Source organism: Streptomyces sp. NPDC002092 (genome assembly GCF_053593775.1).
In genome coordinates, this window is sequence record NZ_JBSFDG010000009.1 from 14,795 (window position 1) to 32,619 (window position 17,825).

General features: G+C 70.2%; 18 protein-coding genes. 8 read left to right on the forward strand and 10 right to left on the reverse strand.

Features of this window, described 5'->3' with window-relative positions; genetic code table 11:
* The first annotated feature begins 218 nt into the window (after window positions 1-218).
* Together ACWCRD_RS21420 and serB are read left to right on the forward strand one after the other, a co-directional pair.
* The gene (locus tag ACWCRD_RS21420) at window positions 219-2,018 is read left to right on the forward strand and encodes a streptophobe family protein (protein WP_450967394.1); all 1,800 of its coding nucleotides are present in this window, start codon (window positions 219-221) and stop codon (window positions 2,016-2,018) included.
* Window positions 2,019-2,405: 387 nt separating this feature from the next.
* On the forward strand, window positions 2,406-3,620 hold the full coding sequence (gene serB, locus ACWCRD_RS21425) for a phosphoserine phosphatase SerB (RefSeq protein WP_450967395.1): 1,215 nt from the start codon (window positions 2,406-2,408) through the stop codon (window positions 3,618-3,620).
* Between the two features lie 112 nt (window positions 3,621-3,732).
* Here serB and ACWCRD_RS21430 read toward each other — a convergent pair whose 3' ends face one another.
* The 4 genes from ACWCRD_RS21430 to ACWCRD_RS21445 form a co-directional block, all read right to left on the reverse strand.
* Window positions 3,733-4,251, reverse strand: coding sequence for a SixA phosphatase family protein (locus ACWCRD_RS21430; protein ID WP_450967396.1), 519 nt, complete (start codon window positions 4,249-4,251; stop codon window positions 3,733-3,735).
* A 65-nt stretch (window positions 4,252-4,316) separates the two neighbouring features.
* The gene (locus ACWCRD_RS21435; RefSeq protein ID WP_450967397.1) at window positions 4,317-4,523 is read right to left on the reverse strand and encodes a hypothetical protein; all 207 of its coding nucleotides are present in this window, start codon (window positions 4,521-4,523) and stop codon (window positions 4,317-4,319) included.
* A gap of 179 nt (window positions 4,524-4,702) precedes the next feature.
* Window positions 4,703-4,819: an SGM_5486 family transporter-associated protein gene (locus tag ACWCRD_RS21440; RefSeq protein ID WP_097262240.1), complete on the reverse strand. Its 117-nt coding sequence runs from the start codon at window positions 4,817-4,819 to the stop codon at window positions 4,703-4,705.
* Window positions 4,820-4,862: 43 nt separating this feature from the next.
* Entirely contained in the window at window positions 4,863-6,170 is a 1,308-nt protein-coding gene (locus ACWCRD_RS21445; RefSeq protein ID WP_450967398.1) for a CynX/NimT family MFS transporter, read from the reverse strand.
* 70 nt (window positions 6,171-6,240) lie between these two features.
* Between ACWCRD_RS21445 and ACWCRD_RS21450 the strand changes: the two genes are divergently transcribed.
* A complete protein-coding gene (locus ACWCRD_RS21450; protein WP_450967399.1) occupies window positions 6,241-6,930 on the forward strand; it encodes a FadR/GntR family transcriptional regulator in 690 nt (229 codons plus the stop codon).
* On the opposite strand, the gene ACWCRD_RS21455 is transcribed toward ACWCRD_RS21450, so the two are convergent.
* The 3 genes from ACWCRD_RS21455 to fabG form a co-directional block, all read right to left on the reverse strand.
* Window positions 6,911-7,258 carry a hypothetical protein gene (locus tag ACWCRD_RS21455; RefSeq protein ID WP_344403692.1) on the reverse strand — a complete coding sequence of 116 codons (348 nt, stop codon included), beginning with the start codon at window positions 7,256-7,258 and terminating at the stop codon, window positions 6,911-6,913. The two genes, ACWCRD_RS21450 and ACWCRD_RS21455, sit on opposite strands and share 20 nt — an antisense overlap.
* A 195-nt stretch (window positions 7,259-7,453) precedes the next feature.
* Entirely contained in the window at window positions 7,454-8,221 is a 768-nt protein-coding gene (gene fabI / locus ACWCRD_RS21460) for an enoyl-ACP reductase FabI (RefSeq protein WP_450967400.1), read from the reverse strand.
* A 5-nt stretch (window positions 8,222-8,226) separates the two neighbouring features.
* Window positions 8,227-8,946 (reverse strand): 3-oxoacyl-[acyl-carrier-protein] reductase, encoded by a 720-nt coding sequence (fabG, locus tag ACWCRD_RS21465; protein WP_344403694.1) that lies wholly within the window; start codon window positions 8,944-8,946, stop codon window positions 8,227-8,229.
* Window positions 8,947-9,202: 256 nt separating this feature from the next.
* Between fabG and ACWCRD_RS21470 the strand changes: the two genes are divergently transcribed.
* The 5 genes from ACWCRD_RS21470 to ACWCRD_RS21490 all read left to right on the forward strand — a co-directional run bounded on the left by ACWCRD_RS21470 (window position 9,203) and on the right by ACWCRD_RS21490 (window position 14,661).
* Complete coding sequence (locus ACWCRD_RS21470; RefSeq protein ID WP_450967401.1) at window positions 9,203-10,759, forward strand: TldD/PmbA family protein; 1,557 nt, start codon at window positions 9,203-9,205, stop codon at window positions 10,757-10,759.
* Entirely contained in the window at window positions 10,756-12,150 is a 1,395-nt protein-coding gene (locus ACWCRD_RS21475; RefSeq protein WP_450967402.1) for a metallopeptidase TldD-related protein, read from the forward strand. The genes ACWCRD_RS21470 and ACWCRD_RS21475 overlap by 4 nt, the downstream gene beginning before the upstream one ends.
* 56 nt (window positions 12,151-12,206) lie before the next feature.
* The gene (gene tyrS, locus ACWCRD_RS21480; RefSeq protein ID WP_450967403.1) at window positions 12,207-13,472 is read left to right on the forward strand and encodes a tyrosine--tRNA ligase; all 1,266 of its coding nucleotides are present in this window, start codon (window positions 12,207-12,209) and stop codon (window positions 13,470-13,472) included.
* 334 nt (window positions 13,473-13,806) lie between these two features.
* A complete protein-coding gene (locus ACWCRD_RS21485; protein WP_450967404.1) occupies window positions 13,807-14,205 on the forward strand; it encodes a DUF3099 domain-containing protein in 399 nt (132 codons plus the stop codon).
* A 237-nt stretch (window positions 14,206-14,442) separates the two neighbouring features.
* Window positions 14,443-14,661, forward strand: coding sequence for a hypothetical protein (locus tag ACWCRD_RS21490; protein ID WP_389082890.1), 219 nt, complete (start codon window positions 14,443-14,445; stop codon window positions 14,659-14,661).
* Here the strand turns inward: ACWCRD_RS21490 and moaA are convergent.
* The 3 genes from moaA to ACWCRD_RS21505 all read right to left on the reverse strand — a co-directional run bounded on the left by moaA (window position 14,658) and on the right by ACWCRD_RS21505 (window position 17,805).
* Window positions 14,658-15,647 (reverse strand): GTP 3',8-cyclase MoaA, encoded by a 990-nt coding sequence (gene moaA, locus ACWCRD_RS21495; protein ID WP_450967405.1) that lies wholly within the window; start codon window positions 15,645-15,647, stop codon window positions 14,658-14,660. The two genes, ACWCRD_RS21490 and moaA, sit on opposite strands and share 4 nt — an antisense overlap.
* 179 nt (window positions 15,648-15,826) lie before the next feature.
* The gene (locus ACWCRD_RS21500) at window positions 15,827-17,452 is read right to left on the reverse strand and encodes a solute symporter family protein (RefSeq protein WP_450967406.1); all 1,626 of its coding nucleotides are present in this window, start codon (window positions 17,450-17,452) and stop codon (window positions 15,827-15,829) included.
* The gene (locus ACWCRD_RS21505) at window positions 17,449-17,805 is read right to left on the reverse strand and encodes a DUF485 domain-containing protein (protein ID WP_450967407.1); all 357 of its coding nucleotides are present in this window, start codon (window positions 17,803-17,805) and stop codon (window positions 17,449-17,451) included. Before ACWCRD_RS21505 ends, ACWCRD_RS21500 begins: the two co-directional genes overlap by 4 nt.
* Window positions 17,806-17,825 lie beyond the last annotated feature (20 nt).

The following is a 17,825-nucleotide window of genomic DNA, read 5'->3' on the forward strand; positions in this document are numbered from 1 at the left end:
CCGAGTTACCCCCAACACAGGGAGTCTAGGGATGTCGAACATCGTCGGGAACTATTTCAGGCTCGCCCCCCTGACCGAAAGTCGGGCCTTGTGAACCACCACGCACATGCGCATCGGTTGGTTCCGTTGACGGGGTTGAAAACGGCCCGGAGAGTGGTAATCCACGCGAGGGGGACATGCGCGGCCGCCGTGCCGCAATGCGGATCGGGGGGTCTGCCATGAGCGCGTCCATGGGCACGTCGTCGAGTGTCGAGTCCGCCAGGAGCGGAATCAGGGTGCCGTGGGGGGACGTCCTGCTGTCCGCGATCGCCTCCGTGAGCTGGGCGTTGATCGGGATGGCGGGCACGGCGGCACTCGGCCTGCATCTGCTGGAGGCGGACGCGTCGGGCTCGCTCGGGCCGATGACCGCGGCGGTGGTGGCACTTGGGGCGGGTGGTTCGGTGACACCGTCCGGCGACGTGTCCGCGTTCGGTCTGAAAGGTGCTCAGGCGCACACGGCCGTCACGATCACGCCATTGGGGGTCAGCCTGGTCGGGGCGCTTTTGCTGTCGTGGTTCTTCCTACGGTCCTTGCGGGCGGCGGGAGTTGTGATCGCACCGGCCGAACTCCTCGCGCGCGCGGGCGCCGTGGTGGCGCTGTTCGTGGCGACGCTGGGCGGGCTGGCGTGGGCGGGGCACGACGTCATCACCATCGACGGCGGTGCGCTGGGGCTCGACAAGCTGCCCGGCGGGGGCGGCGGGGGTGGGGGCGGCGTCGACATCCCCGGTCTCGGCGACATCGGGAACATCGGCGGGCTGCTGCCCGACAACATCGGCAACCTCATCCACGCGAAGGCGGCGGTCGGCTTCACCGTCGACACGGCGCCCACACTGCTGGGCGGTCTCGGCTGGTCGGCCGGCATCCTGCTGATCGCCCTGCTGGCCTCGCGTCGCACTCCCCTGCCCCACGGCTGGGAGGCCGTGCACCGGGTCGTACGGCCGGCGGTGTCGGCCATCGTCACGGTGATGCTGCTGGCGGTGGCGGCGGGGTTTGCCGCGGGGGCGTACGCGGCGATCGGTGACGACCACCCGAAGCGGATCTTCGGCGCCGCGCTGCTGGGCGCGCCCAACGGCACCTGGCTGGGCATCCCGATCGGTCTGTTCGTGCCGTTCGACGGCAAGGCCACCGGCGTGCTGACCAGGTTCCTGCCGCATCCGCTGGACGGCCTGCTCACCGCGAAGACCGACCGGTCGGTGACGCTGGCGCGGCTGGCGGACCTGGACGGGCGGGTGTGGCTGCTGGGGGTGGCGGCGGCCGTGCTGATGCTGCTGGCGGGGGTGCTGGCCGCGGTGCGGACGCCTGTCGGGGCCGGGGCTTCGCAGGCTGGTCCGGGCGCCCTCGCCTTCGCCGGGCGGTGTGCGGTGCGGCTGGGGATCGTCACGGCGCTGACGTTGCCGCTGCTCGCGTGGCTGACGGAGGTGTCGGTGGACGCCTCGCTGTCGGTGCTGGGCTTCGATGCCTTCGGCGCCGGGGTCGAGTTGCACGGGCACCTCGGCGTGGCGCTGCTGCTGGGCGCCCTGTGGGGTGCGGGAGCGGGGGCCGCCGGGGCGCTGCTGGCGTGGGCGACCGGCGCGGCGGGGCGGCGGGCCGCGCCGTTGGCGCTGGGCAGCGAGGTCGCGGGGGTGTACGCGCCCGAAACCGGGGGCGGGATGCCTGCCGCCGGGGGCGCGTCGGGTCCGTACACGCCCAGTACGCCGTACCGGGCGCCGAACCCCACCACCAATCCGTATCTGCGGCTGCCGGACGAGCTTCGGGAGCCGGAGGACGCGCGCCCGCCGGACCGGCAGGGCCCGCCGGACGCCCCCGGCCGCGGACAGCCGCCCGGTACCGGCAACATGTACGGCGCCCCGACGGTGGCCCGTCCGATGGGCAACCCGCCCCGCCCCCGCCGCGGGAACCGACCGAACCCCGGCCCGAACGAGGCCCCACCCCCACCCCCGCCGCCGCCCCCTCCGGGGCGACCGCAGGACGACCGCTGAGCCACACACATCGGCCGTCATGGGAACTGTCCCGCGCGCATGCCGCTCGGGGCGACCGGACCGCGGAGCCAAATACACCGGCCCCAGGCCCCCGGCACACGCACGCCGTCCGAGGCACCCGCCCCCAGCCGGAGCGACCGGGACAGTCGTCGCCCCTACGAGCCCCGCCAGCCGAGGCGCACCGCAGAACCGATCCGCCCGCCCCGGCGCACCTGCACCCCTCCAAGGCACCGGCCCACCCGCGAAGCAGCCGGGCTGCCGGTGTCCTCGGTGCAGGTGTCGTCGGGCCGTAAGGCCCTGGACATCCGCTCGACACCCACTGTTCCGTGTCCGGCAGGCGGACCGCGGCGGCGGGCGGCACTGGGTGCCGGATACGGTGGGTACACCATGAGCGCATCGCAGACCTCGACCTCTGACGTCCCCACCCTCCTCGTCAAGATCTTCGGCAAGGACCGGCCGGGCATCACGGCCGGCCTGTTCGACACCCTCGCCGCCTACTCCGTCGACGTGGTCGACATCGAGCAGGTCGTCACCCGTGGCCGGCTCACGCTGTGCGCGCTCGTGACCCCGCCGGCCCACGGGCTGGAGGGAGATCTGAGGGCCACCGTCCACAGCTGGGCCGAGTCGATGAAGATGCAGGCGGAGATCATCTCCGGGCGTGGCGACAACCGCCCGCGCGGCCTCGGACGCTCACTGGTCACGGTCCTCGGTCACCCGCTCACGGCGGAGGCGACCGCCCGGATCGCAGCGAAGATCGCCTCCGTGGGCGGCAACATCGACCGCATCTTCCGCCTCGCCAAGTACCCCGTCACCGCGGTCGAGTTCGCGGTGTCCGGCGTCGAGACCGAGCCGCTGCGCACCGCCCTGGTGACGGACGCCGCGGCACTGGGTGTCGATGTGGCGGTCGTCGCGGCGGGGCTGCACCGGCGGGCCCAGCGGCTGGTCGTCATGGACGTCGACTCGACTCTCATCCAGGACGAGGTGATCGAGCTCTTCGCGGCGCACGCCGGCTGCGAGGACAAGGTCGCCGAGGTGACCGCGGCCGCGATGCGCGGGGAGCTGGACTTCGAGCAGTCGCTGCACGCGCGCGTGGCGCTCCTGGAGGGGCTCGACGCGTCCGTGGTGGACAAGGTGCGCAGCGAGGTGCGGCTGACGCCGGGGGCGCGGACCCTGATCCGTACGCTCAAGCGCCTCGGATACCAAGTGGGCGTGGTCTCCGGCGGGTTCACCCAGGTCACGGATGATCTGAAGGAGCGGCTGGGGCTGGACTTCGCGCAGGCCAACACCCTGGAGATCGTCGGCGGCAAGCTCACCGGCAGGGTCACCGGCGAGATCGTCGACCGTGCGGGCAAGGCGCGGCTGCTGCGCCGGTTCGCCGCGGAGGCGGGCGTACCGCTCGCCCAGACCGTGGCGATCGGCGACGGCGCCAACGACCTGGACATGCTCAACGCGGCCGGCCTCGGCGTCGCCTTCAACGCCAAGCCTGTCGTAAGGGAGGCCGCGCACACCGCGGTGAACGTGCCCTTCCTGGACACGGTCCTGTATCTGCTGGGTGTCACCCGTGAAGAGGTCGAGGCCGCGGACACGCACGACGAGCAGTAGTCGCCCCCATCGGCACGGAGGGGCCTGCCCGGCACCGCGGTGGTGCCGGGCAGGCCCCTCGGTCGTCGTGTCGCCTGCTCGCTTCGTCAGTCGTCTGGTTGCGCCGTCTCGGCTACTCGGTCGGCGCCCAGTAGTCCAGCAGCGTGGCCACGCCCGGCTCCAGGCCCTTCCAGGGCCCCTCGAAGGAGAGGACGGCGAAGGCGGCGGCCGGGAAGCCGCGGCGGTTCATCCGCTCGCCTGCGTCACCCTCGGACGAGCCGGCCAGGATCTCGGCGAGGCCCTGCACGCCCGGGTTGTGGCCGATGAGTACGGCGTTCTGCACATCGTCGGGGGTCTCGTTGAGCAGCGCGATCAACTCGCCGGGTGAGGCCTCGTAGACCCGCTCCTCGTAGACGGTTTTCGGCCGGTGCGGGAATTCATGGACGGCGAGCTTCCAGGTCTCTCGGGTCCGGATCGCGGTGGAGCACAGGGCCAGATCGAAGGGGATACCGGTGTCGGCCAGCTTGCGTCCGGCGACTGCGGCGTCCGTGCGGCCCCGCTCAGCGAGGGGCCGTTCGTGGTCGGTCACCTGTGGCCAGTCGGCTTTCGCATGCCGGAAGAGGACGATCCTGCGGGGTTCTGCGACGCTCATGGAACCCAGCTTCGCATGAAACAGGCCATGGGGCGCAGGGAGTTGACTGGCGGCCGAACCGGTGCTCAGCGGGCTATGAGCTGCTGCGCCCGCTCGAAGAGGTGGGTGATCGCCGGGTCGCCCGCCGCCGCCTGTGCGTCCGACGGGTTCAGCATCAGAGCGAGCAGCACGATGAAGGCGAGCGTGGGCAGGGCGAGGGCCCACCAGGGCAGCCGGATGTCCATGCCACCCGTGGTGGCCGGGTGGGGCCGGGTGTGCGACTGGGCCGACATGGGTGCCTCCGCTGGTCTTCGGGTCTCGGTGATCCGCCTTACGCGGTCACACCTCGAAGTTACGGAATCCGGGGCCCCCAACCCATCCGGAGATCCACCCAGTTGACCCTGACACTCACCCCCTAGGGGATGGTGGTGCTAGCCCCACCATCGGGCCCATCGGGCCGCCCGGCGGAGGGTCACGGCGAGGCGATCGTCGCGATGACGGCGATGATCACGAAGATGGCGAGGAACGAGCCGAAGACGAGCAGCATCTTCTTCTGGCCGTTCTGGGGGTTCGGGTCGAGCACTGGCATACGGCAAGTCTCGCACCCGTCGCCCACGGCGGTACGGGCGGGGTCAGCGGGCCGCCTCGTCCTCCACCGTGCGGTTGCGCCCCGCCAGGACGCCGACGGCCATCTGCGGGACCATCAGGGCGGCCATCAGCGCGATCGGCAGCCCCCAGCCGCCGCTGTGCTGGTAGAGCACGCCCACCAGGAGCGGGCCGGGTATGGAGATCAGATAGCCGGTGCTCTGGGCGAACGCCGACAGCTGGGCGACGCCCGCGCCGGTCCTGGCCCGCATGCCGACCATGGTCAGGGCCAGCGGGAAGGCGCAGTTGGCGACGCCGAGCAGCAGTGCCCAGGCCCAGGCTCCGGCGGCCGGTGCGAGGTACAGGCCGGCGTAACCGGCGAGTCCGCAGGCGCCCAGCGCGATCACGATCGGCCCCTGGTGCGACAGCCGGGCGGCGACGCGCGGGATGACGAAGGCCAGCGGCACGCCCATCACCATGGTGACGGCGAGCAGCAGCCCCGCCGTGCCCGCGGGCACGCCCGCGTCCCGGAAGATCTGCGCCATCCAGCCCATCGTGATGTACGCGGCGGTGGCCTGCAGCCCGAAGAAGACGGCGAGCGCCCAGGCGGTGCGACTCCGGGTGATCCGCAGCGCGGGCGCCTCCACGCGCGCGTGCTCCTGCCGCCCGGCCGGCTCCTCGGCGGGCGCCACGCCCCGCTGCCGTACGAACGGGATCCACGGCAGTACGGCGGCCGCCGCGAGGGCCGCCCAGACGGTGAGTCCCGACTGCCAACTGCCGCCCAGCGCCTCGGTCACGGGCACGGTCACCGCGGCCGCCGCGGCGGTGCCCAGGGCGAGGGCCATCGAGTAGAGGCCGGTCATGGAGCCGACCCGGTCCGGGAACCAGCGCTTGACGATGACCGGCATCAGGACGTTGCTGACCGCGATGCCCATGAGGGCGAGCGCACTGGCGGCGAGGAAGCCGGCCGTGCCGGCTGCGCCCCCGACGTATGGCCGTATGAGCAGGCCCGCGGTGATGGCGACCATGCCCGCGCACACCACCGCGCCCGGCCCGAAGCGGCGGGCCAGGCGGGGGGCCGTGACACCGAAGACGGCGAAGCAGAGCGGGGGCACGGAGGTGAGCAGGCCGGCCACGCTGCCGCTCATGCCGAGCCCGTCGCGGACCTCTTCGAGGAGCGCGCCCAGGCTGGTGATGGCGGGACGGAGGTTGAGGGCCGACAGGACGATGCCGAGCACCAGCAGTCTCGTCCGCCACACGCGCGTGGCGGGTCGCCGGGGCTCGTGCGCGGCCGGAACGGCCACGGTGGTGAACGTCTTCGTACGGGTTTCCTCACGTGCCATGCCGTCCATCATAGAATCATAGGATGATTGGTTGTCCATCCCCAGGTCGGTCGGATCCGCCCGTCGCGTGCGAAGGTGTGCCATGCCCCTGAGTCATCCCCGCCGTTCCGCGCTGTCCGAGCAGGTCATCGCCGCGCTGCGGCACCAGATCACCTCGGGCGAGTGGCCGGTCGGCTCCCGCATCCCGACGGAGCCCGAACTGGTCGAGCAGCTCGGGGTGGCCCGGAACACGGTCCGTGAGGCGGTCCGCGCCCTCGCGCACAACGGCCTGCTGGACATCCGCCAGGGTTCGGGCACATATGTCGTGGCGACCAGTGAGCTGGCGGGCGTGATGCACCGCCGTTTCGCCGACGCGGACCCGCGGCACATCGCCGAGCTGCGCTCCACGCTGGAGTCGGCCGCCGCCAGGCTCGCCGCCGGACGGCGCACGGAGAAGGACCTCAAGCAGCTGGACGCCCTGCTCGTACGGCGCGAGGAGGCCTGGGGGTCGGGTGACACGGAGGCCTTCGTGACGGCGGACGCGACCTTCCACATGGCGGTGGTGGCGGCCTCGCACAACGACGTGATGACCGCGATGTACGCGGACCTCGGCGAGGTGCTGCGGGACTGGCTGCGCGAGGACGTCGGCCAGGAGCTCACCCCGGAGACGTACATGGAGCACACCCGCCTGGTCGACGCGATCCGCACGGGCGACGCCGAGGCGGCCGGTGCGGAGGCCGCGAGCTATCCGTTCCTGTGCCGTCCGGGACGGTTCAGCGCCTCTGGTGACTGATCCACACCGAGCCGACTTCCTTCCAGCACCGGCCGGTGAGCCGTACGGTCATCGCCGGCTCGGTGTCGACGGGAGTGCCGTCGGTGTCGAGGTCCCACCAGCGGGCGCACTCGACGTGCAGGCTGACGCCGTCGGTCAGCGGATAGGGGTTGTGGCAGTACGCGGTCACGTGGGAACCGGTCACCCTGGTGCGGCACTCGGCGCCGAAGAGCTGCGGCGCCGGCGGCTTCCCGGGCTTCACGCGCGCGTGGGGCATCGCCTCGTACGGCAGGGACATCACGAGAGCGACGGCGACGGTCACTGAGGCCAGGTTGCGGAAGATGCGCACAAGGGGACCTCCTCGGCCGTGCTGGGGAGGGAATCACGTGCCGGACCCGTAATCCAGGGTGCGCAGTGGTGGCCCGGCCCGCCCGGTCACATAGCCCGAACGGGTGAGCTCTCGCACCGAGGACGGCGGACGCGCTGAGGGCCCGCACCCGGCGGGGTGCGGGCCCTCAGTGTCGGCCGGGGCTCAGCGGCGGCGTCAGGCGCCGATGGCGTGCAGACCGCCGTCCACGTGGACGATCTCGCCCGTGGTCTTCGGGAACCAGTCGCTCAGCAGCGCGACGATGCCCTTGCCGGCCGGCTCCGGGTCCTTGAGGTCCCACTCCAGCGGGGAGCGCTCGTCCCAGACGGCGGCCAGGTCGCTGAAGCCCGGGATGGACTTGGCGGCCATGGAGCCGATCGGGCCCGCGGAGATCAGGTTGCAGCGGATGTTCTGCTTGCCCAGGTCACGGGCGAGGTAGCGGCTGGTGGCCTCCAGGGCGGCCTTCGCCGGGCCCATCCAGTCGTACTGCGGCCAGGCGTACTGCGCGTCGAAGGTGAGGCCGACGACCGAGCCGCCGTTCTGCATCAGCGGCAGACAGGCCATGGTCAGCGACTTCAGGGAGTACGCCGAGACGTGCATGGCCGTGGCGACCGACTCGAACGGCGTGTTGAGGAAGTTGCCGCCGAGCGCGTCCTGCGGCGCGAAACCGATGGAGTGCACGACGCCGTCGAGGCCGCCGAGCTCCTCGCCGACCAGGTCGGCCAGTCGGGCCAGGTGCTCGTCGTTGGTGACGTCGAGCTCGATGACCTTGGTGGGCTTGGGGAGCTTCTTGGCGATGCGCTCGGTCAGCGTGGGCCGCGGGAACGCGGTCAGGATGATCTCGGCGCCCTGCTCCTGGGCCAGCTTGGCGGCGTGGAAGGCGATGGAGGACTCCATCAGCACACCGGTGATCAGGACGCGCTTGCCCTCGAGAATTCCGCTCATGGTTGTCAGTGACCCATTCCCAGTCCGCCGTCAACGGGAATGACGGCTCCAGTGATGTACGAGGCGTCGTCCGAGGCGAGGAACCGCACCGTCGCGGCCACCTCCTCCGGCTGCGCGTAACGGCCGAGCGGCACCTGCTTGACGATGCCCTCGCGCTGCTCGTCGGTGAGCACCTTGGTCATGTCGGTGTCGACGAAGCCGGGCGCGACGACGTTGAAGGTGATGTTGCGCGAACCCAGCTCACGGGCGAGGGAACGCGCGAAGCCGACCAGGGCGGCCTTGGAGGCGGCGTAGTTGGCCTGGCCGGGGCCGCCGTACAGCCCGACGACCGACGAGATCAGGACGACACGGCCCTTCTTGGCGCGCAGCATGCCGCGGTTGGCGCGCTTGACCACGCGGAAGGTGCCGGTGAGGTTGGTGTCGATGACCGAGGTGAAGTCCTCCTCGGACATGCGCATCAGGAGCTGGTCCTTGGTGATGCCGGCGTTGGCGATCAGGACCTCGACCGGGCCGTGCTCGGCCTCGATCTCCTTGTAGGCCTGCTCCACCTGCTCGGTGTCGGTGATGTCGCATTTCACCGCGAGGCAGCCCAATTCCGTCAGGGCGGCCGGCGGCTCACCCGAGCGGTACGTGATCGCGACCTTGTCGCCGGCGTCGGCGAATGCGCGGGCGATGGCGAGGCCGATGCCCCGGTTGCCTCCGGTGACGAGAACCGAGCGGCTCAACGGATCACCCTTTCGATAGCGGTCTGATACCCCCCGCCCGAACACCTGGATGACAGGCGGCTTCCTCGAAAACCTATCGGTCCGGGTGCTCCCGCGGACAATCGGGCACCGACAGTGGCTTACGGGACTCACTGTCGGGTCCCTACAGAAAGTTCCCGGTACCGGCTCGAAACCTGTGGTCCGCGGCCCGGTCACGCGAAATGATCGGGGCAACCGCCGGTCCGATCACAGGTCACGACAACAAGGAGAGACCTCGGTGCCTCATACCATCGACGAAGCCTTCACGGCACTTCCCCTACGGGCCCTGGCCGACGCGGCGCTGGCACGCGCGCGTGCCCTCGGTGCCCAGCATGCGGACTTCCGGTTCGAGCGGGTGCGCAGCGCGTCCTGGCGCTTCCGGGACGCCAAGCCCGCCGGTTCGTCGGACACCACTGATCTCGGGTACGCGGTACGGGTCGTGCACGGCGGCACCTGGGGCTTCGCGTCGGGGGTGGACCTGAGCCTGGACGCCGCCGCCAAGGTCGCCTCGCAGGCGGTGGCGATGGCGAAGCTCTCCGCCCAGGTGATCAAGGCGGCCGGTTCGGGCGTGGGGGCACCTCCCACGCCTTTCGGGCAGTGGGGGAGGGTGGAACTCGCCGACGAGCCCGTGCACGCCGAGAAGACCTGGATCTCGTCGTACGACATCGACCCGTTCTCCGTGCCCGACGAGGAGAAGTCGGCGCTGCTGACGGACTGGAGCGCGCAGCTGCTCGCGGCGAACGGGGTCAACCATGTCGACGCCTCGCTGCTCACCGTGCACGAGAACAAGTTCTACGCCGACACGGCCGGGACGGTGACCACGCAGCAGCGCGTGCGGCTGCACCCGCAGCTGACGGCCGTGTCGGTCGACGAGTCGAGCGGCGAGTTCGACTCGATGCGGACGATCGCGCCGCCCGTGGGACGCGGCTGGGAGTACCTCACCGGCACCGGCTGGGACTGGGAGAGCGAGCTCGAGCAGATCCCGGAGCTGCTCGCCGAGAAGATGCGCGCGCCGAGCGTCGAGGCGGGCCTGTACGACCTGGTCGTGGACCCCTCCAACCTGTGGCTGACGATCCACGAGTCCATCGGTCACGCCACCGAGCTGGACCGTGCCCTCGGCTACGAGGCCGCCTACGCCGGCACCTCCTTCGCCACCTTCGACCAGCTCGGCAAGCTGAGGTACGGCTCCGAGCTGATGAACGTCACCGGCGACCGCACCGCCGAGCACGGCCTCGCGACCGTCGGCTACGACGACGAGGGCGTCGAGGGCCAGTCCTGGGACCTGGTGAAGGACGGCACGCTCGTCGGCTACCAGCTGGACCGGCGGATCGCGAAGCTGACCGGGTTCGAGCGGTCCAACGGCTGTGCGTTCGCCGACTCCCCCGGACACGTGCCGGTGCAGCGCATGGCGAATGTGTCGCTGCAGCCGGATCCGGCGGGGATGGCGACGGAGGACCTGATCGGCGGGGTGGACCGGGGCATCTACGTCGTCGGTGACCGTTCATGGTCGATCGACATGCAGAGGTACAACTTCCAGTTCACGGGTCAGCGGTTCTTCAAGATCGAGAACGGTCGGATCACCGGGCAGCTGCGGGATGTCGCGTACCAGGCGACCACCACCGACTTCTGGGGCTCGATGGCCGCGGTGGGCGGCCCGCAGACGTATGTCCTCGGGGGCGCCTTCAACTGCGGCAAGGCCCAGCCGGGCCAGGTCGCCGCCGTCTCGCACGGCTGCCCGTCCGCGCTCTTCAAGGGCGTCAACATCCTCAACACCACGCAGGAGGCCGGTCGATGAGCGCCCGCAGCAGCAAGCCGCACGAGATCGTCGAGCGGGCGCTGGAGCTGTCCACCGCCGACGGCTGTGTCGTCATCGCCGACGAGCACTCGACCGCCAACCTCCGCTGGGCGGGCAACGCGCTCACCACGAACGGCGTCACCCGTGGACGCACTCTCACGGTCGTCGCGACCGTCGACGGCAAGGAAGGCACCGCCTCCGGTGTCGTCTCCCGCTCGGCCGTGACCGTGGACGAGCTGGAGCCGCTGGTGCGGGCCGCCGAGGCCGCCGCCCGTGGCGCCGGGCCTGCGGAGGACGCACAGCCGCTGGTCACGGGCGTCACGCAGTCGCCGGACTTCGTGGATGCGCCCGCCGAGACCTCGTCGACGGTGTTCGCCGACTTCGCGCCGGCACTCGGTGAGGCGTTCGCACGCGCGCGTGCGGGCGGCCGTGAGTTGTACGGCTTCGCCAACCACGAGCTGGTGTCGAGCTATGTGGGTACGTCGACGGGCCTGCGACTGCGGCACGACCAGCCCAACGGGACGCTGGAGCTGAACGCCAAGTCCCCGGACCGTACCCGCTCGGCTTGGGCGGGCCGCTCCACGCGTGACTTCAAGGACGTCGACCCGGCCGCGCTGGACGCGGAACTCGCCGTGCGCCTCGGGTGGGCGGAGCGGCGGATCGAGCTGCCGGCCGGGCGGTACGAGACGCTGCTGCCGCCGACCGCTGTCGCGGACCTGCTGATCTACCAGATGTGGTCGGCGTCGGGCCGGGACGCGGTCGAGGGCCGTACGGTGTTCTCCAAGCCGGGCGGCGGCACGCGCGTGGGCGACAGGCTCAGCGAGCTGCCGCTGACCCTGCGCAGCGACCCGAACGAGCCGGGCCTGGAGTCGGCGCCCTTCGTGATCGCGCACTCCTCCGGCGGCGACCAGTCGGTGTTCGACAACGGGCTGCCGCTCGCGGCCACCGACTGGGTAAGGCAGGGTGAACTGGCCCACCTGACCACCACCCGGCACAGCGCGGGCCTGACGGGGCTGCCGGTGGCTCCCTCGATCGACAACCTCGTCCTGACCGGCGGGGACGACCGCTCCCTTGAGGAGATGGTCGCGAACACCGAGCGGGGGCTGCTGCTGACCTGCCTCTGGTACATCCGCGAGGTCGACCCGGCCACGCTGCTGCTCACCGGCCTGACCAGGGACGGCGTCTACCTCGTCGAGAACGGTGAGGTCAGCGGCGAGGTCAACAACTTCCGCTTCAACGAGTCGCCCGTCGACCTGCTCGGGCGGGCGACGGAGGCCGGGCGTACGGAAAAGACGCTGCCGAGGGAGTGGAGCGACTGGTTCACTAGGGCTGCGATGCCTGCGCTGCGGGTGCCCGACTTCAATATGAGCTCTGTCAGTCAGGGCGTATAACCTCGTAGGCGGCTGTCGCTCGACTGCCCGAAGATCATCAAGGAGATACGAGAACCGTGACGGACATCGTCGACGAGCTGAAGTGGCGCGGGCTGATCGCCCTCTCCACTGACGAGGACGCATTGCGCAAGGCGTTCGCGGACGGTCCCGTCACGTTCTATTGCGGCTTCGACCCGACCGCGCCCAGCCTGCACCTCGGCAACCTCGTGCAGATCCTGACGATGCGCCGGATCCAGGACGCGGGCAACCGGCCGCTGGGCCTGGTCGGGGGTGCCACCGGCCTGATCGGTGACCCGAAGCCGAACTCCGAGCGCACGCTCAACGCCCCCGAGATCGTCGCCCAGTGGGTCGAGCGGCTGCGCGCGCAGATCGCCCCGCTGCTGGACTTCGAGGGACCGAACGCCGCGGTCATGGTCAACAACCTGGACTGGACGCAGGGTCTGTCGGCCATCGAGTTCCTGCGGGACATCGGCAAGCACTTCCGCGTGAACAAGATGATCAGCAAGGAGGCCGTCGCCCGGCGCCTGGAGTCCCAGGAAGGCATCAGTTACACCGAATTCAGCTACCAGATCCTGCAGGGCATGGACTTCCTGGAGCTGTACCGGCGGTACGGGTGCACGCTGCAGACCGGCGGCAGCGACCAGTGGGGCAACCTCACCTCGGGTACGGACCTGATTCACAGGGTCGAGCCCGAGGCCGTGGTGCACGCGCTGGGCACTCCGCTGATCACCAAGGCCGATGGCACCAAGTTCGGCAAGACGGAGTCCGGCACGGTCTGGCTCGACCCCGAGATGACCACGCCGTACGCCTTCTACCAGTTCTGGCTGAACGCGGACGACCGGGATGTCTCCAAGTTCCTGCGGATCTTCAGCTTCAAGTCCCGTGAGGAGATCGAGGAGCTGGAGAAGCAGACCGAGGAGCGCCCGCAGGCCCGTGCCGCCCAGCGCGCGCTGGCGGAGGAGCTGACGACGCTGGTGCACGGTGCCGACCAGACGGCCGCGGTGATCGCCGCGTCCCGTGCCCTCTTCGGGCAGGGCGAGCTTGCGGAGCTGGACGACGCGACGCTGGCGGCCGCGCTGTCCGAGGTGCCGCACATCCAGGTCACCGAGCTCGGTCCGATCGTGGACCTGTTCGCCGAGGTCGGCCTGGTCGCCAGCAAGTCGGCTGCGCGGCGGACCGTGAAGGAGGGCGGGGCGTACGTGAACAACGTGAAGGTCACGTCCGAGGACGCCGTGCCCTCCAAGGAGGATCTGATTCACGGGCGGTGGCTCGTGCTTCGGCGGGGCAAGAAGAATCTTGCCGCCGTTGAGGTGGGCGCGTAATCGCCGTGGGGTGCGGGTGATCTGCGGGCTGCGGCTTCGTCGTGGTGGTGCGCGCCCACGCGGCGGAGCCGCAGATCGATACAGCCCCGCGCCCCTTCGGGGCACGCTTCAGCTCACGCCCGCCGTCTGTGCCGGCCCGGGCGGCGTACGGTGCATGCCGGGCGAGGCTGTACGTGCTACGGCTGAGGTCGTTCGGGCAGGTAGGCGGTGCCCCGGTCTCGTAGGCGGCGCAGGCGCGGCGTAACGTTGGAGGTGTCCGGGCGCCGTTCCCAGACCGGGGGCGGACCGGGCACGGGGACGGGGACGGTCCGATGCGGGCGGATGGTGGAATGTGATGCGGAAGCTGCATGGCGTCGGCAACAGCCAGGTGTTCCGGATCACCGGGGCCAGGGCGAGCCTCGAGGAGGACGTGCGCGGCCGGCAGCGCCGGTACGTCATCTCGATGTCGATCCGTACGGTGTCCGTGATCCTCGCGGCCTCGCTGTGGAACGTCGAACGGCCTGTGGCGATCGTGGCGTTGGTCCTCGGAGCGGTCCTCCCCTACATCGCCGTGGTGATCGCCAACGCGGGCCGGGAGAACGCGCCGTCGCTTCCGTCGACTTTCGTCAGTGTCCCGATGCGTCCGATGATTGCGCCGCTGGGGACGAAGGACGGTTTCGCGGAACCGGTCCCGGAAGATGTCGCGGCCGAGCCCGCACCGGGCGCACGAAGCGAGCCGCACGACCGGGCGTGACCATGGCGCAGGGGTCGCAAACGGAAGGCGGCTCCGCACCAAGCTCAAGAAAAGCTCAGATCAATCATGTTGTTCCGGTGCCGGGCAAACGGTTATCCGTGACATACTTCGTAGGCGCTCCGCATCCCCCGTCGGAGCGACAGACCGACGCCGGGCAGCTCCCCCCGTGGCTGCTCGGCGTCGCCTTGTTCGGCGGCTTTTCTCCGCGCCTTGTTCAGCCGGTTGTGAGACGAACCTGTGAGTGACGAGAACCCGATCTGCTCCGCCAAGGGCTGCCGTGCCGATGCCGTCTGGGTGCTCGCATGGAACAACCCGAAGATCCACACGCCGGAGCGGCGCAAGACGTGGCTCGCCTGCGAGGAGCACCGGGAGCATCTGTCGCAGTTCCTCGGGGTGCGGGGTTTCCTCAAGGACGTCGTGAAGTTCGACGACTGGGAAGCGCCCGAGAACTCCTAGCCGCCGATCGCCGACATCGGGCGGTCCGGCTGGACGAACGACGGGTCGTCCAGGCCCGCTCCCGCCTTCTTGCCCCACATGGCCAGTCGCCAGATGCGGGCGATCTCCTCGTCCGGGGCGTCGGAGCGCAGGGCTGCGCGCAGGTCGGTCTCCTCCTGTGCGAACAGGCAGGTGCGTATCTGGCCGTCGGCGGTGAGGCGGGTACGGTCGCAGGCCGAGCAGAAAGGGCGGGTGACGGAGGCGATGACACCGACGCGGTGCGGACCGCCGTCCACGACCCAGCGCTCTGCGGGGGCCGAGCCGCGCTCGTCCGTGCCCTCCGGAGTCAGCTCGAAGCGGGTGCGCAGCGAGGCCAGGATGTCGCCCGCGGTGACCATGCCCTCGCGCTTCCAGCCGTGCTGGGCGTCCAGGGGCATCTGCTCGATGAAGCGCAGCTCGTAGTCGTGCTCCACGGCCCAGGCGAGCAGGTCCGGGGCCTCGTCCTCGTTCAGTCCCGGCATCAGGACGGTGTTGACCTTGACCGGGGTCAGGCCTGCGTCGCGGGCGGCCTGAAGGCCCTCGATGACGTCCTTGTGGCGGTCCCGGCGGGTGAGGGTCTTGAAGGTGTCCGGGCGCAGGGTGTCGAGTGAGACGTTCACCCGGTCCAGGCCCGCTGCCTTCAGGGCCGTCGCCGTGCGCTTGAGTCCGATGCCGTTCGTCGTCAGGGACATCTGGGGGCGGGGGTGCAGCGCGGCGACCCGCTCGACGATGCCGACCAGGCCCGGGCGCAGCAGGGGCTCGCCGCCGGTGAAGCGGACCTCCTTGATGCCCAGGGAGGTGACGGCGATGTCGATCAGGCGGACGATCTCGTCGTCGGTGAGCAGGTCGGGCTTGGACAGCCACTGCAGTCCCTCTTCGGGCATGCAGTACGTACATCGCAGATTGCACCGGTCGGTCAGCGAGACCCTCAGGTCGGTGGCCACTCGGCCGTAGGTGTCGATGAGCACGTGGGCCCCCTCCCTCGTAGCTGATCAGATACGGATCAGTGCCGGTCCATCATTTCCGTTCACTTGTGAGCCTACGTGACGTCACTGACAACAACAGCGGCCCGATCCCACGAGGTACGGCGCGGCCGCGTCGTAGGGACCTACGACGCGGCCGGGTCAGGGGCCGTTTCCAGCTGTCGTCAGTGGGCGCCGGTGCCGGTCAGGGAGCGGACCTCCAGCTCCGCGTACTTGCCCTTGTCGGGCTCCTCCTTGGACAGGTAGGTGCCGATGACGCCGAGCAGGAAGCCGACCGGGATCGAGATGATGCCCGGGTTCTCCAGCGGGAACCAGTGGAAGTCGACGTGGGGGAACATCGACGACTCCTTGCCGGAGACCACCGGCGAGAACAGCACCAGGCCGACCGCCGTGATCAGGCCGCCGTAGATCGACCACAGGGCTCCGGAGGTGGTGAACCGCTTCCAGAAGAGGCTGTAGAGGATGGTCGGCAGATTGGCGGAGGCGGCGACCGCGAAGGCGAGGGCGACGAGGCCGGCCACGTTCAGGTCGCGGGCCAGGGCGCCGAGGCAGATCGAGACGGCACCGATCGCGACCGTAGCCCAGCGGGCCGCCCGCAGTTCCTGCTTCTCGGTGGCCTCGCCCTTCTTGATGACGTTCGCATAGATGTCGTGGGCGAACGACGAGGAGGAGGCGAGGGTCAGGCCCGCGACGACCGCGAGGATCGTGGCGAAGGCGACCGCGGAGATGGAGGCGAGCAGGATGGCGCCCCAGTTGGAGTCGACACCGCCCAGGTGCAGGGCCAGCAGGGGTGCCGCCGTGTTGCCCGCCTTGTTGGAGGCGATGATCTCGTCCGGTTTGATGAGCGCCGCGGCGCCGAAGCCCAGCGCGAGCGTCATCAGGTAGAAGGCGCCGATGAGGCCGATCGCCCAGTTCACGGACTTACGGGCGGCCTTGGCCGTGGGCACGGTGTAGAAGCGGATCAGGATGTGCGGCAGGCCCGCGGTGCCCAGCACCAGGGCGATGCCCAGGGAGATGAAGTCCAGCTTGGACGTCGAGGTGAGGCCGTACTTCAGGCCGGGCTCCAGGAACGCCGACCCCTTGCCGCTGTTGTCGGCGGCCTTGCCGAGCAGGTCGGAGATGTTGAAGTCGAACTTCAGCAGCACCAGGAAGGTCAGCAGCAGGGCGCCCGCGATGAGCAGCACCGCCTTGACCATCTGGACCCAGGTGGTGCCCTTCATGCCGCCGATGGTGACGTACACGATCATCAGGATGCCGACGAGGGCGACGATGCCGATCTTGCCTGCGTCGCTGGTGATGCCGAGCAGCAGCGAGACCAGGACCCCCGCGCCCGCCATCTGGGCCAGCAGGTAGAAGATCGAAACGACGATGGTGGAGGTGCCGGCCGCGGTGCGGACGGGCCGCTGGCGCATCCGGTAGGCGAGGACGTCGCCCATGGTGTAGCGGCCCGAGTTGCGCAGGGGCTCGGCCACCAGGAGCAGCGCCACCAGCCAGGCGACCAGGAAGCCGATGGAGTACAGGAAGCCGTCGTAGCCGGCCAGCGAGATCGCGCCCGCGATGCCGAGGAAGGACGCGGCCGACATGTAGTCGCCGGAGACGGCGAGGCCGTTCTGGAAGGCGGTGAACTGGCGGCCGCCCGCGTAGAAGTCGGCGGCGTCCTTGGTCTGGCGGCCCGCCCATACGGTGATGACGAGGGTCGCGGCGACGAACACCGAGAACAGGGTGATGATCAGCGTCCGGTGCTCACTGGCCGCACCCGCGGCCAGCACGCTCTGCTGCGCGATGCTCATGCGTCGCCCTCCATACGGGACTTGATCGCCTCGGCCTTGGGGTCGAGCTTGGCGGCGGCGTGCCGCGAGTACCACCAGGCGATGAGGAATGTGGTGAGGAACTGGGCGAGGCCGAGCACCAGGGCGACGTTGACGTTGCCGAACAGCTTGGTGCCCATGAAGTCGTCCGCGAAGTTCGACAGCAGGACGTAGAGCAGGTACCAGGCGATGAAGCCGACGGTGAGCGGAAAGGCGAAGGAGCGGTGGGAGCGGCGCAGTTCACCGAACTCCGCACTCTCCTGCTCCGCGACGAACTCCTCGGTGGAGGGAAGTCGGGCTTGGGTCTTCGAGGGGGGCGGTGTCTCGGTGGCCACGGAGTCTCCTCGCGTTGCGG

Bases quoted from the DNA above. Each gene is read 5' to 3' on its own strand.
- ACWCRD_RS21500 (WP_450967406.1), bottom strand. From the start codon at position 17,452: ATGAGCATCGCGCAGCAGAGCGTGCTGGCCGCGGGTGCGGCCAGTGAG.
- ACWCRD_RS21475 (WP_450967402.1), top strand. From the start codon at position 10,756: ATGAGCGCCCGCAGCAGCAAGCCGCACGAGATCGTCGAGCGGGCGCTG.
- ACWCRD_RS21435 (WP_450967397.1), bottom strand. From the start codon at position 4,523: ATGTCGGCCCAGTCGCACACCCGGCCCCACCCGGCCACCACGGGTGGC.
- ACWCRD_RS21430 (WP_450967396.1), bottom strand. From the start codon at position 4,251: ATGAGCGTCGCAGAACCCCGCAGGATCGTCCTCTTCCGGCATGCGAAA.
- ACWCRD_RS21440 (WP_097262240.1), bottom strand. From the start codon at position 4,819: ATGCCAGTGCTCGACCCGAACCCCCAGAACGGCCAGAAGAAGATGCTG.
- serB (WP_450967395.1), top strand. From the start codon at position 2,406: ATGAGCGCATCGCAGACCTCGACCTCTGACGTCCCCACCCTCCTCGTC.
- ACWCRD_RS21445 (WP_450967398.1), bottom strand. From the start codon at position 6,170: ATGATGGACGGCATGGCACGTGAGGAAACCCGTACGAAGACGTTCACC.
- ACWCRD_RS21485 (WP_450967404.1), top strand. From the start codon at position 13,807: ATGCGGAAGCTGCATGGCGTCGGCAACAGCCAGGTGTTCCGGATCACC.
- ACWCRD_RS21450 (WP_450967399.1), top strand. From the start codon at position 6,241: ATGCCCCTGAGTCATCCCCGCCGTTCCGCGCTGTCCGAGCAGGTCATC.
- fabI (WP_450967400.1), bottom strand. From the start codon at position 8,221: ATGAGCGGAATTCTCGAGGGCAAGCGCGTCCTGATCACCGGTGTGCTG.
- ACWCRD_RS21420 (WP_450967394.1), top strand. From the start codon at position 219: ATGAGCGCGTCCATGGGCACGTCGTCGAGTGTCGAGTCCGCCAGGAGC.